The 14,554-nt window shown below is 62.4% G+C and carries 16 protein-coding genes; 3 read left to right on the plus strand and 13 right to left on the minus strand.

What is annotated here, in order from left to right:
• Positions 1-3 precede the first annotated feature (3 nt).
• The 5 genes from ABUH87_RS17810 to rpmF all read right to left on the minus strand — a co-directional run bounded on the left by ABUH87_RS17810 (position 4) and on the right by rpmF (position 3,028).
• Positions 4-363, minus strand: a complete 360-nt coding sequence (locus ABUH87_RS17810) for a MerR family transcriptional regulator (protein WP_367775455.1) — start codon at positions 361-363, stop codon at positions 4-6.
• 19 nt (positions 364-382) lie between these two features.
• Complete coding sequence (locus ABUH87_RS17815) at positions 383-679, minus strand: integration host factor subunit alpha (RefSeq protein WP_367775456.1); 297 nt, start codon at positions 677-679, stop codon at positions 383-385.
• A 109-nt stretch (positions 680-788) separates the two neighbouring features.
• Entirely contained in the window at positions 789-1,757 is a 969-nt protein-coding gene (locus ABUH87_RS17820; protein WP_367775458.1) for a beta-ketoacyl-ACP synthase III, read from the minus strand.
• Positions 1,757-2,818 carry a phosphate acyltransferase PlsX gene (gene plsX / locus ABUH87_RS17825; protein ID WP_367775460.1) on the minus strand — a complete coding sequence of 354 codons (1,062 nt, stop codon included), beginning with the start codon at positions 2,816-2,818 and terminating at the stop codon, positions 1,757-1,759. The genes ABUH87_RS17820 and plsX overlap by 1 nt, the downstream gene beginning before the upstream one ends.
• A 30-nt stretch (positions 2,819-2,848) precedes the next feature.
• Positions 2,849-3,028, minus strand: a complete 180-nt coding sequence (rpmF, locus tag ABUH87_RS17830) for a 50S ribosomal protein L32 (RefSeq protein ID WP_367775462.1) — start codon at positions 3,026-3,028, stop codon at positions 2,849-2,851.
• Positions 3,029-3,192: 164 nt separating this feature from the next.
• Between rpmF and ABUH87_RS17835 the strand changes: the two genes are divergently transcribed.
• Positions 3,193-3,585 carry an MAPEG family protein gene (locus ABUH87_RS17835; protein ID WP_367775463.1) on the plus strand — a complete coding sequence of 131 codons (393 nt, stop codon included), beginning with the start codon at positions 3,193-3,195 and terminating at the stop codon, positions 3,583-3,585.
• Positions 3,586-3,719: 134 nt separating this feature from the next.
• On the opposite strand, the gene ABUH87_RS17840 is transcribed toward ABUH87_RS17835, so the two are convergent.
• Positions 3,720-4,409, minus strand: a complete 690-nt coding sequence (locus ABUH87_RS17840) for an MBL fold metallo-hydrolase (protein WP_367775464.1) — start codon at positions 4,407-4,409, stop codon at positions 3,720-3,722.
• Positions 4,410-4,469: 60 nt separating this feature from the next.
• Positions 4,470-5,120, minus strand: coding sequence for a S24 family peptidase (locus ABUH87_RS17845; RefSeq protein ID WP_367775465.1), 651 nt, complete (start codon positions 5,118-5,120; stop codon positions 4,470-4,472).
• A gap of 272 nt (positions 5,121-5,392) precedes the next feature.
• Between ABUH87_RS17845 and ABUH87_RS17855 the strand changes: the two genes are divergently transcribed.
• Positions 5,393-5,764, plus strand: coding sequence for a hypothetical protein (locus ABUH87_RS17855; protein ID WP_367775466.1), 372 nt, complete (start codon positions 5,393-5,395; stop codon positions 5,762-5,764).
• 7 nt (positions 5,765-5,771) lie between these two features.
• On the opposite strand, the gene ABUH87_RS17860 is transcribed toward ABUH87_RS17855, so the two are convergent.
• The 6 genes from ABUH87_RS17860 to ABUH87_RS17885 all read right to left on the minus strand — a co-directional run bounded on the left by ABUH87_RS17860 (position 5,772) and on the right by ABUH87_RS17885 (position 12,296).
• Complete coding sequence (locus ABUH87_RS17860) at positions 5,772-6,710, minus strand: D-2-hydroxyacid dehydrogenase (RefSeq protein WP_367775467.1); 939 nt, start codon at positions 6,708-6,710, stop codon at positions 5,772-5,774.
• Between the two features lie 25 nt (positions 6,711-6,735).
• Positions 6,736-8,178: a cysteine--tRNA ligase gene (gene cysS / locus ABUH87_RS17865; protein ID WP_367775468.1), complete on the minus strand. Its 1,443-nt coding sequence runs from the start codon at positions 8,176-8,178 to the stop codon at positions 6,736-6,738.
• A gap of 96 nt (positions 8,179-8,274) precedes the next feature.
• Positions 8,275-8,940: a nitroreductase gene (locus ABUH87_RS17870; protein WP_367775469.1), complete on the minus strand. Its 666-nt coding sequence runs from the start codon at positions 8,938-8,940 to the stop codon at positions 8,275-8,277.
• Positions 8,940-10,754: a cobaltochelatase subunit CobT gene (gene cobT, locus ABUH87_RS17875; RefSeq protein ID WP_367775470.1), complete on the minus strand. Its 1,815-nt coding sequence runs from the start codon at positions 10,752-10,754 to the stop codon at positions 8,940-8,942. The genes ABUH87_RS17870 and cobT overlap by 1 nt, the downstream gene beginning before the upstream one ends.
• A gap of 104 nt (positions 10,755-10,858) precedes the next feature.
• Complete coding sequence (fsa, locus tag ABUH87_RS17880) at positions 10,859-11,509, minus strand: fructose-6-phosphate aldolase (RefSeq protein WP_367775471.1); 651 nt, start codon at positions 11,507-11,509, stop codon at positions 10,859-10,861.
• A 79-nt stretch (positions 11,510-11,588) separates the two neighbouring features.
• Positions 11,589-12,296, minus strand: coding sequence for a DUF4197 domain-containing protein (locus ABUH87_RS17885; protein WP_367775472.1), 708 nt, complete (start codon positions 12,294-12,296; stop codon positions 11,589-11,591).
• Between the two features lie 69 nt (positions 12,297-12,365).
• Here ABUH87_RS17885 and ABUH87_RS17890 point away from each other — a divergent pair, with 69 nt between their 5' ends.
• Positions 12,366-14,531 carry a primosomal protein N' gene (locus tag ABUH87_RS17890; protein ID WP_367775596.1) on the plus strand — a complete coding sequence of 722 codons (2,166 nt, stop codon included), beginning with the start codon at positions 12,366-12,368 and terminating at the stop codon, positions 14,529-14,531.
• The last annotated feature ends 23 nt before the right edge of the window (positions 14,532-14,554 follow it).

The following is a 14,554-nucleotide window of genomic DNA, read 5'->3' on the forward strand; positions in this document are numbered from 1 at the left end:
ACGTCAGCAGCGGGCAAGTGCCGCGGCAAGTTCATCGCGAATCGCTCTGAGTTCGGTGTGAAGCGGTGACTGAGGCGCAGCAGAACGATTGGCGTACGACGCCGAATTGTCCGCCTCGATCGCCTGGCGTGCACCGCGCAGAGTAAAGCCTTCGCGATGCACGAGGCGGTCGATCCTCGCGATTAAGGCAACATCCTCGGGACGGTAGTAGCGGCGCCCGCCGCTGCGCTTCACGGGCCGGAGCATCGGAAACTGCTCCTCCCAGTAGCGCAGCACATGCTGCCGAATGTCGAGCGCCTTCGCCACTTCACCAATGGTGCGCAGCGCTTCTGGTGCCTTGCCGTCGTCGAACTCCGGCGTCATCGTTTCACCTCCCGCCGCGTCAGCCTCCTGCAATGCGATCCTTCAGCATCTGACTGGCGCGGAACGTCAGCACTCTACGCGGAGTGATCGGCACTTCAACGCCCGTCTTCGGGTTGCGCCCGATCCGCTCACCTTTGTCGCGTAGAAGAAAGGTCCCGAAACCTGAAATCTTGACGTTCTGTCCGTCTGCCAGGGCCTCGCACATGTGCGTAAGAATCGCCTCAACCATGGCAAGAGACTCGGCACGAGAAAGGCCAAGTTTCTTGTGTATCGCTTCGGCTATAGCTGCTCGCGTAAGCGTCTCCGTAGAGCGCATCGATCCCACCCTTTATCCACAAATTCCCCGCGGCCGTCATAGGTTATACGGCGAAGAAATCAACAAATGTGAACTAACGTGCAGAAGTCGAGCAGAGGAATGCCAGCGACTACATCCTTAACAGGCTGGCACCCCAAGTGAATCCACCGCCCATCGCTTCCAGCATGACGAGATCCCCCTGCTGAATTCGCCCATCGCGCACGGCAACATCGAGCGCCAGGGGAACGGAGGCAGCCGAGGTATTGGCATGCTGATCGACGGTGATCACGACCTTGTCAGCAGGCATACTGAGCTTCCGCGCGGTCGCATCCAGGATGCGGGCGTTTGCCTGGTGCGGGACGAGCCAGTCGATATCGGCGGTGCTCAGGCCTGCATCATCAAGCACTTCGCGCAGAACATCGGCGAGATTCACTACGGCGTGACGGAATACTTCACGCCCCTTCATCCGCAACTTGCCGACCGTGCCGGTCGTAGAGGCGCCGCCATCGACGTAGAGAAGCTGGTTGTGATTGCCGTCGGCATGCAGCTTGGTTGCGATCACACCTCTTGGCGCCTCGCCCTCAACCTCCTGCGCCTCGAGGATAACCGCGCCCGCCCCGTCCCCGAACAGGACGCATGTGGTGCGATCTTCCCAATCCAGAATGCGGCTGAAAGTCTCCGAACCGATCACCAGTGCGCGCTGCGCCATGCCGCTCCGCAGCATCGAGTCGGCAACGCCCACCGCGTAAAGAAAGCCGGAGCACACCGCGGCCACATCGAATGCGATGCCACCATGGCACCCGAGGTTGTGCTGAACAGTGGTTGCCGTGGCCGGAAAGGTTTGGTCCGGAGTCGCCGTGGCGAGGACGATGAGATCCACATCCTTGGCCTCAAGACCCGCCGCAGAGATCGCCTTGCGCGCTGCATCGGTAGCAAGGCTGGCTGTGGTCTCGTCACTCTCCGCAATGTAGCGCTGGCGAATGCCCGTGCGCTCGACAATCCATTCGTCAGTAGTGTCCACCCGCGCAGCAAGCTCCGCATTGGTGACTACGGTGCGGGGCAGTGCCGAGCCGGTGCCGAGTACAACCGAGCGACGCATCAGGCGCGTTCCTCCTGCCCACGCATCACACGCAGGGAATCGGCACCCACACGGGCAAGGTCGGCGGTGATCCGCTCGGTCACGTTTTCCTCCAGAAGGCGGGCAGTGACCGCCACAGCATTGGCGACACCAGCAGCGTTCGCACTGCCATGACTTTTCACAACGATGCCGTTAAGCCCGAGAAAGACCGCGCCGTTGTGGTTGTTAGGGTCCAGGTGGTGCTTCAGCAGTTCCGTAGCCGGACGAGAGATCAGAAATCCGATCTTCGAACGCAGTGAACTCGCGAAACTGCGCCGCAAGAGATCGCCCACGAACCGGGCAGTGCCTTCAACGGCCTTGAGCGCGATGTTTCCTGAGAAACCATCCGTCACGACAACGTCAACATCGCCGCGGCAAACCTTGTCGGCTTCAGTGAAGCCGTCGAAAGAAATCGCAAGATCGCTCGCGGCAGCCTTCAGGACGTTAGCGGCGTCGCGAAGCTCGTCAGTGCCTTTGGTCTCTTCCGTGCCGATGTTCAGCAGGCGCACGCGAGGCGCCTCGCGCGCTGTGACCACTCTCGAGTAGGCAGCACCCATGATCGCGAACTGCACAAGATTGCGCGTATCGCACTCGGTGTTTGCCCCCAGGTCCAGCATCACCACGTCATTGTCGCCAAGCGTTGGCAGCAATGCAGCGAGAGCCGGGCGATCAATGCCTGGCATCGTCCGCAGCGTGAGCTTAGCAATCGCCATCAACGCGCCGGTGTTCCCAGCACTCACAGCGGCTCCGGCATCACCTGCCTTCACCGCATTGATGGCCATGCCCATGGAGGTACCCTTGGCCCGGCGCAAAGCCTGGCTGGGTTTGTCCTCACCACTGATCACGTCTTCGGTGTGAAGAATCTCAGACGACGCGCGCAAGTTCGGATGGCTCTCAAGCGCGGCTTTGATCCGCGGCTCGTCGCCCACCAGCAGAAACTTGAAACGCTCGTGACGGCGACGCGCAAGTGCCGCGCCTTCCACCATCACGCGCACGCCCTCGTCACCGCCCATCGCGTCAACGGCGATACGCGGCAAGCTCATCGACAGTCTCCAGACCTCAGAGCGTCAGACTTAGGCTTCAACCGCGACGATTTCACGGCCGTTGTAGTGGCCGCAAGCCGTGCACAAGTGGTGCGGGCGCTTCAGCTCGCCACAGTTCTTGCATTCGCTGAAAGCCTCAACCGTGAGCGCGTCATGGCTGCGGCGCATGCCCCGACGGGAGGGGGATGTTTTTCTCTTAGGGACAGCCATTTCGGCACCTGTTCCTGAAAACTTGCGTTGCTGTTAAAAAGGCCGCCGAGACCAACAAGGGCCGGCGGCTTGCGAAGGCGCGCCTATACCCGATCTGGCGCGAGTTGCAAGCCGTAGTCGCCTGACGCATGCTTATACCTGACATTCAGTACGAGAGGGCAAGCATGATCCTGCAGACGACGTTGAGCCTGGCCGCGGCCGCGGTTTTCATCAATCTGTGGCTTTTCGTCCGAATAGTGCGGGTCCGCATGGCCGAACGCTTGATCCACGGGGACGGGGGCAATGCCCTGCTCCTGCAGCGGATGCGCGCCCAATCGAACTTTATCGAACACACGCCGCTGTTTCTTATACTCGTCGCCGTGATTGAGATGACCGGCAAGGGTCACAGCTGGCTGGCCATCGTGGGCTCGGTCTTCATGCTTGCACGGGTGGCGCATGGCTTCGGCATGGATCGAACGAGTGCGAATCCTTACCGTGCGGTCGGAATGGTGGTCACCCTCCTCTCCGAGATCGGCCTGGCTGTCGTCGCAGTGCTGATCGCCTTGCAAGTGATGTGAGACGCGAACGCGAGGGCCGGGGCTAATTGCACGCCTCCCCTGAGAGAACGTGACGACGCCGGGATGCGCAATCGCAAGAGGAGACGCTGGCATGGCAGGCCAGCATCTCCTTTATGCGCACCAGTCTAAGCGAGCTACGCGGTTGCCCTGGCCAGAGCGGCGTCGCTCACGAACGGATTGCTCCGCCGCTCCTCGCCAAAGGTGCTGATGGGACCGTGTCCCGGCACAAAGGTGGTCTCATCGCCGAGAGGCCAGAGGCGCTCCGTGATAGAATTCACCAGGGTTTCAAGATCGCCCTTGGGAAAGTCTGTACGGCCGATCGATCCCTGGAACAGAACGTCGCCGACGATCGCGAACCGGGACGGGGCGTGATGGAACACGACATGACCCGGCGTGTGCCCCGGGCAGTGGTAGACATCCAGCGTGAGGTCGCCAACCGTCACCTGATCTCCATTGAGCAGCCACCGATCCGGCTCAAAACTGTGCGCTTCCATGTTCCAGCGTGGGCCGTCCTGATCAAGCTGAGCGATCCAGAAGCGATCCTCTTCCTGCGGCCCCTCGATTGGAACATGCAGCTCCTTGGCCAATTCGCCAGCCATCCCGCAGTGATCGAGGTGCCCGTGTGTCACGAGCACTTTCTCCAGCTTGACCCCTGTCTTGGCGAGCGCGGCCTTCAACTGGTCCAGGTCGCCGCCGGGATCCACGAATGCACCCCGCATCGTCTTGGTACACCAGATGAGCGTACAGTTTTGCTGCAACGGCGTGACAGGCAGAATAGCCACGCGCATCGGCGGCTCCTGTGCGGATTTTGGGCTTTCATTCATCCCCGCGGAAATGGCGGGAGACGATGATGATTGCAACCGGGAGCGCGTGACTGACCTTCCTCAAAGGCGTCCACTCTTCCACACCACCCGCCCCACCAGGTCCAGTTGGTCTGGCGGGCATTCGATGGGTGGATAAGCCGTGTTGTCGCTGAGCAGAGAGACTCGCCCCGGTCTGCTGGTGTCCAGCCGCTTGACCAGCAGCGCGCCGTCGAAACGCACCACGTGAATGCCGTCGCGCAGGGTACGACGGCCTCCGTCCACGAGGATCTCGTCGCCGTCTCGCAAGGTGGGCTCCATCGAGTCGCCGCGCACGGTTATGGCGGAAAGCCGCTCCTGCTGGAGCCCCTGATCCCTCAACCAGCGCTGAGAGAAACGGAAACTGCCAATCGCGTCTTCGCCGATCACGTCCGCGCCGGGTCCAGCCGAAGCAGTGAGACAGAGTCGCGGAATCTCGATCCAGACCACATCGCCTTCCGGAGACGGATGCGCACTGTATTTTTCCTGCGGAGCTCCTAGCTCCGTTTCCGCGACACCAAAGAACCGAGCGAGCAGAGCGCGATCGCCCTCCTCAAGCTTGCGGGGACTTCCTTTCCGGACGAATTGCTGGAGATAGCTCGCGTTCTTGCCGATCATCCTCGACAACCGCGTCAGACTGACATGCCGCTCCTCCGCAAGAGCCAGCAACCGGCGGCGGGAGGTATCAAGTTCCATATTCGAGAAAGTACACGAGAGATATTTCCTAGACAAGTAGGATTTGGACTGGAACAAAAGGTGATCACCTGAGTCGAACTGAACGGAGGACATGATGTTGTTGCGGCGCATAGAGCGCTTCTTGCGGGCGACAGGTATGCCCCGCACAAAGTTTGGCCGCCTTTCGGTCGGTGATCCCAGGCTCGTCGACGATCTGCGCAACGGGCGTACCCCACGCCCTAGCATGGAGCAGCGAGTAGAACATTTCATGAACATATATCAGGAGGAAAGTCATGCTCGCTGAACCGGCGCGTCATCTGGAAATGATCGCAACCCTTCGTCATGCGGGTGCGCGCGGACCTTGGCTGGGTCTGCTCCGGGAAGTGCTGAGCCTGGCAGGGCCTGATGCGCAGTTCATGCGCCACTCCGAGCGGCCCTGGTCAAGCGCCACATTCTGCGGCGCACGGCATGTCGTCGCGCTTACTTACGAGGGCGCGGAGGCCATCGCCCAAGGCGAAGCATTCATCGCAGCCCTGCCCGACCATGAGTTCACGTTACGCGGAGCGCTCGTCGCCGATGCGACTGTTACGTTCGCCGAGCATAGCCTGCTCGACGAGCAAAGGCTGTCCATCGAAGCTGAAATACTCGTGCTCGACGATACGTAAGCCGCAATCAGTATCCGGCGCCAAGATCTACCGCATGCAGCAAGGGCTCGCCGGCAAGAAAACGCCGGCAGTTCGTCAGGAACCGTTCGGCACCTTTCTGGAAGATCGTGTCTTGTGAGCGGCCGGATAGATGCATCGAGATATGCACGTTATCGTACATCCACAGTGGGTGCTCAGCCGGCAGCGGCTCGGGATCGGTAACGTCCAGGAAGGCGGCGCCAAGTTGCCCGCTATCAAGCGCGGCAAGGAGCGCATCGGTTTCGATCACCTCGCCGCGTGCGAAGTTAAGAATCGCCGCTCCGCGCTTCATGGCTCGCAATTCTGCCGAGCCGATCAGGCCCCGAGTCTCAGGAGTCGAAGGGACTGCCATGATCACCCAATCGAACTCGCCAAGTCGCGCCTGCCATTCGCCGGGACGCAGTGCGCCCTGGCTGCTGCTTCGCCTGACCTCCGTCACCTGAACATCGAAGGCCCGGAGCAAGTGCGCGATGCGTCCGCCAATGGCGCCGGAGCCAACGATCAGCGCCGAAGTTTCCGCAAGCTCGCCCTTGCCGGGCGGCTCGCGGAGCCATTCATGCCGGTCTTGCGCGCGGACAACTTGCCGATACCCCTTGGCGATCGTCAGCATGCCGAGCAAGGCATACTCCGCAATCGTGCCAGCATGCAGCCCGGCGCCGTTGGTCAACATCGTTCCGCGCTCGGCCATCAACTGCAGCGGCAAGTGGTTGATTCCCGCTGCAACCGTGTTCAACCAGCGCATGTTCGCAGCAGAACGGACCGCATCGGGCATTGCGGCCGATCCGAACGCATCGAACCAGCCGATCTCCGCATCGGGCGCATGACGGACCATCTCTTCGGGCGTGGTGAACCACAACGGGGATATCTCAGCCGGTAGCCGTCCTTCCAGCAATGGGCGAGCCAGCGATGTGATGACTGCTAACGGCATGCGCCCTTTCCTCCCTCTTTTCCGTTCAGCCCAGCTTCCACTCCCAACCTAGTGGGTCGCCGTCCATTACCTCAACGCCGCGGCCAGCAAGTTCGTCGCGGAGAGCGTCGGAGGTTGCGAAATCCTTCTCCGCGCGCGCGGCCTTGCGCCTCTGCAGTGCGGTTTCGATCTCCGCTTCAGTCATCTCGGCAGCCTTCGGGCGCAGACGCAAGTCTGCCCGCGTCCTGCCGAACAAGTCCAAGCCCAAAACGGCGTCCATGCGCTCTACCGCAGCGCGCTTGGCGCCGGCATCGATCTTCTTGGCAGCCAGTGCGTCCTCAAGCGCCGTCAAGGCGACCGGCGTGTTCAGATCATCTGCGAGTGCGGTCGCGAACGTCTCCAGCAGCGGCGCCAGCTTGGGATGGATTGTGTCGGCCGCCTCTACCTCGCGCAGCCGCTCAGCCGCTATGATCATTCGCTTGAGGCGCGTGAGGGCAGCGCCCAGGTTCTCCCATGAGAACTCCAGTTCGCTGCGGTAATGCGCCTGCAGGCACATCAACCGGTAGGCGAGCGGGTGATATCCTTTGTCGATCAGCAGCTGCAGGCGCAGAAACTCGCCGCTCGACTTGCTCATCTTGCCCGAACGCTCGACGAGGAAGTTGTTGTGCATCCATATGCGCGCACCCGAATTTGTCGGCACGTCCAAGCCGTTGGTGCAGCAAAAGGCCTGGTTCTGTGCGATCTCATTGGGATGGTGGATCTCGCGGTGATCGATGCCGCCCGTATGAATGTCAAAGGGGAAGCCAAGCAGATCCCCTGACATGACGGAGCATTCTAGGTGCCAGCCCGGTGCTCCTCGCCCCCATGGGGAGTCCCACTCCATCTGCCGCTTTTCGCCGGCAGGAGTCTTGCGCCAGATCGCGAAGTCCGCTGCGTTACGCTTGCCCTCGACAGCTTCGATGCGCCCCTCGCCTTCCTCAGTCACCGCACGAGCGAGCCGGCCATAGTCTGCGACCGTCGACACATCGAAATACAAACCGCTCTCAAGTTCGTAGCAATGCCGAGGCGCGATCTTCTCCGCGAACTCGATCATCTGGGGAACATACTCAGTCGCTATCGACCACTTGGCTGGCTGCCGAATGTTCAGAGCGCGGATGTCGTCCCAGTACGCTTCTGTGTAGTGCTTCGCGATCTCCCAGATGGACTGTTCCTGCTGCCGGGCCATCTTCTCCATCTTGTCCTCGCCCGCGTCGGCGTCGTCGGTCAGGTGGCCGACATCGGTGATGTTGATGACGTGGGTCAGCTTGTAGCCGCTGAAGCTAAGCGTGCGGCCAAGGACATCGGCGAACACGTAAGCTCGCATGTTACCGATGTGAGGATAATTGTAGACCGTTGGGCCGCAGGTGTAGACCCGCGCCTCTCCCTCGTGGACGGGGGTGAACTCCTCGAGAGTACGGGTCAGGCTGTTATAAAGGCGTAGCGCGGTCATGGGCGGGACTTACGCTGCCCCCCTTTCCAGTCAAGCATAGCCGCGCGCGAACCCGCCGGTTGGATTAGCGAGCCTGAACCGCCGCCGTAGGTCCGCTCATTCCCAGCCGACGAACCGCACCTGCTCGTCAAGCGGCACCCGAGGCCGCTCGAACGTGTTCACAGGAGCATCGGGGTCCCGGTGGTCGATGGCGACACCACAGAACAGGATCTGCTCCTCGTCCGCCACGCCAATCTCTGCCTTGATGAGCCGGGCGTAGAGCGCCATCCACTCCTGCGGGCAGCTGTCGAGCCCCTCTTCGCGCAAGAGCAGCATGATCGTTTGCAGCCACATACCCACGTCCGACCACTGCGGCGGGCCCATGAAGCGTTCGAAGTGGCAGAGAAGCAGCACTGGTGCGCCAAAGGAGGTCAGGTTCTGCCGTGAGACCTGCTCCCGCAACGCCGTATCCTCACGGGCAATGCCCAGCGATCCGTACATGCAGGCGCCGAGTTCCTTGAGCCTTGCAAGGTGTCGCGGCGACTGGTTCGGCTCGGAAAAACTGTATTCGATGGAATCCTGCGGCTCGCTGGCGAGGAGCTTTTGCTGCAGCGCCGCCAAGGGCTTGCCCGTGAGAACGGTTGCGCGCCACGGCTGAAAGTTGCAGCCCGAAGGAGCCATGCGGGCCCGATCCAGGACTCTTCGGATCGTCGCCAGATCAACGGGAGTGTCATGGAACGCCCGGATGGAGCGCCGAGTGGCAACGGCTTCGGCGACGTTCATCAATCCTCCTCGAACAGGTCCGCCAGTTGCTCGATCATCGTGCCGCCGAGTTGCTCGACATCCATGATCGTAACGGCGCGGCGATAGTAGCGGGTGACATCGTGCCCGATTCCGATCGCGACAAGCTGAACCGGGCTCTGGCGTTCGATCCACTCGATCACACGCCGCAGATGCGCTTCAAGATAACCGGCACTGTTGACGCTGAGCGTCGAGTCGTCGACCGGAGCACCGTCCGAGATGACCATGAGGATGCGCCGATCTTCGGGCCGCGCAAGGAGCCGGCTGTGGGCCCACAGCAGGGCCTCGCCGTCGATGTTCTCCTTCAACAAGCCCTCGCGCATCATCAGCCCAAGGTTCTTGCGCGCACGGCGCCAGGGTTCGTCCGCTTTCTTGTAGACGATGTGCCGCAGGTCATTGAGGCGACCGGGGTGCTGCGGCTTACCGTTCGCAAGCCACGCCTCTCGGCTTTGTCCGCCCTTCCAGGCTCGCGTCGTGAAGCCCAGAATCTCCACCTTGACGCCGCACCGTTCCAGTGTGCGTGCAAGCACGTCAGCGCTGATCGCCGCGATGGAGATCGGGCGTCCACGCATCGATCCCGAATTGTCGATCAGGAGGGTGACGACGGTATCCTTGAACTCCACGTCGCGTTCGACCTTGTAGGACAGCGACTGGCCGGGCGAGACAACCACCCGCGCAAGCCGTGCCGCGTCGAGCAATCCTTCTTCCTGGTCGAAGTCCCACGAGCGGTTCTGCTGCGCCATCAGACGGCGCTGGAGCCTGTTCGCAAGCCGCGTGACGATGCCTTGCAGCCCCTTCAACTGCGCATCGAGATAGGCCCGAAGCCGTGTCAGTTCCTCTTCGTCACACAGGTCGTTAGCGGCAGTGACCTCATCGAAGGCCTCTGTGAACACCTTGTAGTCGAAGGTCTCGGGAATGTCGGTCCAGGGGCGGTTGGGACGAACGGGGAGCATTCCTTCCTCGCCCTCGTCGCCTTCCTGGCCTTCCTCCATCTCGTCAGAGGATTCGCCTTCCGCTTCGCTTTCGCCTTCGTCCTGCCCCTCGTTAGGCTCGGCTGCCACTTCGCTTGGCTGCTGCTCCTCGCCCTTGTCGTCGCCGGTCTGCTCTTCCTCGGTCTCCTCGTCGCCATCCATGTCGTCGGAATTGTCGGGTTCTTCAGGCAGCCGCTCGGTTCGTGTAAGCTCCAGGTGCTGCAGCATGTCCAGCGAGAGGGACTGAAAGGCCTTCTGGTCTTCCATTGAAGCTGCCAGCGCATCGAAGTCAGCGCCCGCACGCTCTTCGATCCACTGCCGGAGCATGTCGACGCCGCCCTGCGCCGCTTCCGGGATCGGCTGACCCGTTAGATGTTCGCGCAAGAGCAGTGCCAGCGCCGCCTGCACCGGCACTTCATCCGCGCTCTCCGCGCGGGTGATCGGATCGCCACCGATGCGAACGTCAAGCGCCGCGTCCAGGTTGTCGCGCATTCCCGCAAAGCGATTGGAGCCGAGTGCCTCATACCGCACAAGCTCAACCGCGTCATAGCAGGCCCGCGCCGCCGGCTCGAGGGGAGCATGGCGCTGGTGCAGGAGCTCATCGTGGTGGCGGAGCTTCAGTGCAAAGCTGTCCGCAAAGCCGCGGGCCTGCATCGCAGCGGCGCGTGGCAGCGATCGACCGGGCATCGGCACGCGGAAGGCCGTGCCGCTGGAGCTCGGCGTCTCTGCGGTCCAGTTAACCTCGACTTCGGGTTCATGCGCGATGGCACGGCTGGCGCCCGCGAGAACGGACTTGAAGCGATCGGCGGGAGATTCGTCGGACATGTCTCGAAAACGCTAGAGAGCCGGTGGCGCTTCGACAAGCGCCACGCCCGATCGCTCCCGTTTCATCACGGCCGAGCCGGGTGAAAGAGGAGCGATCTTCATCCTCAGATCGACTGCCCGGTCTTGGCCCAGTCTGCGAGGAACCCCTCGATGCCCTTGTCGGTCAGGACGTGCTTGAACAGCGCGCGGATCACGGCAGGGGGGGCAGTCATCACGTCCGCGCCGATCTTTGCGCATTCCAGCACATGGACGGGGTGGCGGATGGAGGCGGCGAGGATCTCCGTCTCAAACGCGTAGTTATCGTAGATAAGGCGGATGTCGCGAATCAGATCGAGACCGTCGAATCCGTTGTCATCATGACGGCCGACGAAGGGCGAAATGAAGCTTGCACCCGCCTTCGCAGCCAGCAGTGCCTGATTGGCCGAGAAGCACAGCGTCACATTGACCATCGTCCCATCGTCGCTGAGCTTGCGGCAGGTCTTGAGGCCATCGATCGTCAGCGGCACCTTGATGCAGACGTTGTCCGCAATCTTGCGCAGCACTTCAGCCTCACGCATCATCTCTGCATGATCCAGCGCGACAACCTCGGCGCTGACCGGCCCTTTGACGAGGCCGCAAATTTCCTTGGTGACTTCCATGAAGTCACGGCCGGATTTCGCGATCAGCGAAGGATTGGTGGTAACGCCGTCGAGAAGGCCCGTTTCGGCCAGATCGGCGATTTCCTGGGTGTCGGCAGTGTCGACGAAGAACTTCATGGTAGTTTCCTGTTGAGCGGTTTGGGCGTCCTATAGGGGCCGGAGCAGCAAGCCGCCAGCCCATCCTCCTCCGCGAGAGTCAGCCTCCGAAGACTCTTTTCAGCACTGGGTCGCCGCTCTTGCCAGGATCACGCCGGATGGCGGCCTCCTCCGCGCCAATCTCATACCAGATGGCGTTGTCCGCCTCGAGCGCGAGAGCATGAGCCGCCTGCGCGACATCGACGCCTGCAAGGAGCGATAGAGCCTGGTTGACGAGTGGGTCTGAGGTGATGCGCATGATATCTTGCAGCTCGGGTATCATGGCGTTCACCAGCGCTGCCCCCATCTGCGCGCGCAGGAATGTCGTCGCGGCTGACGGCTCACCCGTGATGAGGGCATATGCGTTCTCGATGCCGATCGTGCGGACGGTGTCCGCGACCACGGGCGCAGCGGCACGGGCGCCATCCTCAGCGATAATGTTCAAGCGATGTTGGAGCCGTTCGCGAAATGCCGGCGAGCGCAAGATGCCCTCCATCACGGAGCCGCGCTTGCCGAACAGAACGGGAAGCTCGATCCGCGCCACGGCGCTGTCCCAAAAGCCTTCCGGAGCAGTCAGCCGGGCGAAAGCATTGCGGGTGGACGCTTCCAGCAGACGGCGCACGGCGTCGACGTAGAAATACTCTCCAAGCCCGCTGGTCGTCGTGCAAGCAGGCAGCACCAGCAGGCCGGCAAGTCCAAGGCCGCCGCCCAAAACGCCGCGGCGTCCTAGCGGTGCGCGCAGATTTACAGCGTATCGATCTACAAGCACGCCCCAATTCCTTCCCGAGAGTTTCCGTGAATGCCTATATGCGCAAAGATGTCCAACCCAGCGACTCCCATCAGGCGCATTCGTCTCCTCGTCTTCAACGCCGCCCTCGGCGTGCTCGATTACCGCGAGCCCGAGGGGCTGACGCTTGAATACGGCTCGGTCGTCGTCGCGCCCCTCGGGCCTCGCCAGATCATCGGCATCGTCTGGGAAGCGGAACGCCTGAACACCAAGGAAGTGCCTGACACAAAGCTGCGCGCTGTGCTTGAGGTCTTGCCAGTCCCCCCCCTGTCGGCGGAGCTGCGCAGGCTCATCGAATGGACGGCGGACTACTACTGCGCGCCAATGGCCAGTGTTGCACGCATGGCATTGGCCAGCAGCGCTGCACTGCGCGGCGGCGGTACCACAACGGAGTACCGGCTGACAGGCGTCGAACCCGCTCGTCTGACGCCGCAACGAGCCGCCGCGCTGGACGCACTTCAAGGCGAGCAAGGATCGATCCGCGAACTGGCAGAACTGGCGGGTGTATCAGAGGGTGTGTTGCGCGGCATGGTCGGCGCCGGGCTGCTGGAGTCACTGGTCATCGACTGCGACCGCCCCTACCCCGCGGCCCTGCCAGACTTCACACAACCTCAGCTCAGCGACGGACAGGCGCAAGCCGCGCAGGTCTTTGTGGAGGCGGTGCGGTCCGGCGGGTTCACACCGTTTCTCCTCGACGGCGTGACAGGATCCGGGAAAACCGAGACCTACTTCGAGGCCGTAGCCGAGGCTCTGCGAAGGAACCGCCAAGTGCTGGTGCTGCTTCCCGAAATTGCTTTGACGGAGAACTTCCTGCGCCGCTTCGAGCAGCGGTTCGGAGCTCCGCCCATTCTTTGGCACTCGTCGTTGAAAGCGAGCGAGCGGCGACGGGCTTGGCGCGCCATCGTCCGGGGCGAGGCCCAAGTCGTGGTAGGAGCGAGATCCGCGCTATTTCTGCCCTACGCGCACCTCGGCCTGGTCGTCGTCGACGAGGCCCACGAGGTCTCTTTCAAGCAAGACGACGGAGTTCGCTACAACGCGCGTGACGTGGCGGTGATCCGCGCCCGGTTTGAGAAAGCGCCGGTCATCCTCGCCAGCGCGACGCCTGCACTGGAATCGATGCAACTCGCCGAAGCCGGCGTCTACAAGCGTATAGAGTTGCCCGACCGCTTCGGTGGCGCACAGCTTCCCGAGATCGCAATCGTCGATCTCCGCAGCGAGGTTCCCGAACGTGGCCGTTGGCTCGCACCCCGACTGGTAGAGGAGATGAAGGTCCGGTTGGGACGCGGCGAACAGTCGTTGCTCTTCCTCAACCGCCGGGGCTACGCGCCACTGACGCTGTGCCGGCACTGCGGCTATCGCTTTCAATGCCCCAATTGCACCGCCTGGCTTGTGGAACACCGCTTCTCGAGCCGGCTCGCCTGCCACCACTGCGGCCACGAAACTCCGGTGCCAGACGCCTGCCCCGAATGCGGCACTCCCGACTGCCTTGTTGCGTGCGGCCCCGGTGTGGAGCGCATCGCGGACGAGGTTGGAGAATTGCTTCCCGAGGCACGGATCGCGGTTGTCACTTCCGACACCCTGAACTCGCGAGAAGCAGTCGGAAACTTCGTGGCGCAGGCAGAGGAAGGTGCCATCGACGTAATCGTGGGAACGCAGCTCGTTACCAAGGGCTACCATTTCCCGGAGTTAACGCTCGTTGGCGTAGTGGATGCCGATCTTGGCCTCGAAGGCGGTGACTTGCGCGCGGGTGAGCGCACTTATCAGCAGATCGCGCAGGTTGCGGGGCGCGCCGGGCGCGGCGAGAAACCGGGAGACGTGCTGATCCAGACACGCCATCCCGAAGCGGCAGTGATCTCCGCTCTTGCCTCCGGCGACCGCAGTGCTTTCTACGAGGCCGAGACCCAGGCGCGCCGCGAGGCGGGCGCGCCGCCGTTTGGCCGCTGGGCGGCGATCATTGTCTCGAGCGAGGATCAGGCAGAGGCCCAGAGTGCTGCCCGCGCGATTGGCGGCACCGCCCCCCGACATCCAGACATGCTTGTCCTGGGGCCAGCTCCTGCTCCGATGGCCCTGCTGCGGGGCCGTTACCGGTACCGCCTGCTCATCAACGCGAGACGATCGGCGGAATTGCAGCGTTACCTTCAGGAATGGCTGAAACCGCTGGAGTTCCCCCAAGGTGTGCGGGTCGCCATCGACATCGATCCATATAGCTTCGTCTGAAGGCTGCTGAGGCGATTGGCAGA

Source organism: Novosphingobium rhizovicinum (genome assembly GCF_040813635.1).
Lineage (GTDB): Bacteria > Pseudomonadota > Alphaproteobacteria > Sphingomonadales > Sphingomonadaceae > Novosphingobium > Novosphingobium rhizovicinum.

Coding starts and splice junctions, on each gene's coding strand:
- ABUH87_RS17810 (WP_367775455.1), bottom strand. CDS start 363: ATGACGCCGGAGTTCGACGACGGCAAGGCACCAGAAGCGCTGCGCACC.
- ABUH87_RS17815 (WP_367775456.1), bottom strand. CDS start 679: ATGCGCTCTACGGAGACGCTTACGCGAGCAGCTATAGCCGAAGCGATA.
- ABUH87_RS17820 (WP_367775458.1), bottom strand. CDS start 1,757: ATGCGTCGCTCGGTTGTACTCGGCACCGGCTCGGCACTGCCCCGCACC.
- plsX (WP_367775460.1), bottom strand. CDS start 2,818: ATGAGCTTGCCGCGTATCGCCGTTGACGCGATGGGCGGTGACGAGGGC.
- rpmF (WP_367775462.1), bottom strand. CDS start 3,028: ATGGCTGTCCCTAAGAGAAAAACATCCCCCTCCCGTCGGGGCATGCGC.
- ABUH87_RS17835 (WP_367775463.1), top strand. CDS start 3,193: ATGATCCTGCAGACGACGTTGAGCCTGGCCGCGGCCGCGGTTTTCATC.
- ABUH87_RS17840 (WP_367775464.1), bottom strand. CDS start 4,409: ATGAATGAAAGCCCAAAATCCGCACAGGAGCCGCCGATGCGCGTGGCT.
- ABUH87_RS17845 (WP_367775465.1), bottom strand. CDS start 5,120: ATGGAACTTGATACCTCCCGCCGCCGGTTGCTGGCTCTTGCGGAGGAG.
- ABUH87_RS17855 (WP_367775466.1), top strand. CDS start 5,393: ATGCTCGCTGAACCGGCGCGTCATCTGGAAATGATCGCAACCCTTCGT.
- ABUH87_RS17860 (WP_367775467.1), bottom strand. CDS start 6,710: ATGCCGTTAGCAGTCATCACATCGCTGGCTCGCCCATTGCTGGAAGGA.
- cysS (WP_367775468.1), bottom strand. CDS start 8,178: ATGACCGCGCTACGCCTTTATAACAGCCTGACCCGTACTCTCGAGGAG.
- ABUH87_RS17870 (WP_367775469.1), bottom strand. CDS start 8,940: ATGAACGTCGCCGAAGCCGTTGCCACTCGGCGCTCCATCCGGGCGTTC.
- cobT (WP_367775470.1), bottom strand. CDS start 10,754: ATGTCCGACGAATCTCCCGCCGATCGCTTCAAGTCCGTTCTCGCGGGC.
- fsa (WP_367775471.1), bottom strand. CDS start 11,509: ATGAAGTTCTTCGTCGACACTGCCGACACCCAGGAAATCGCCGATCTG.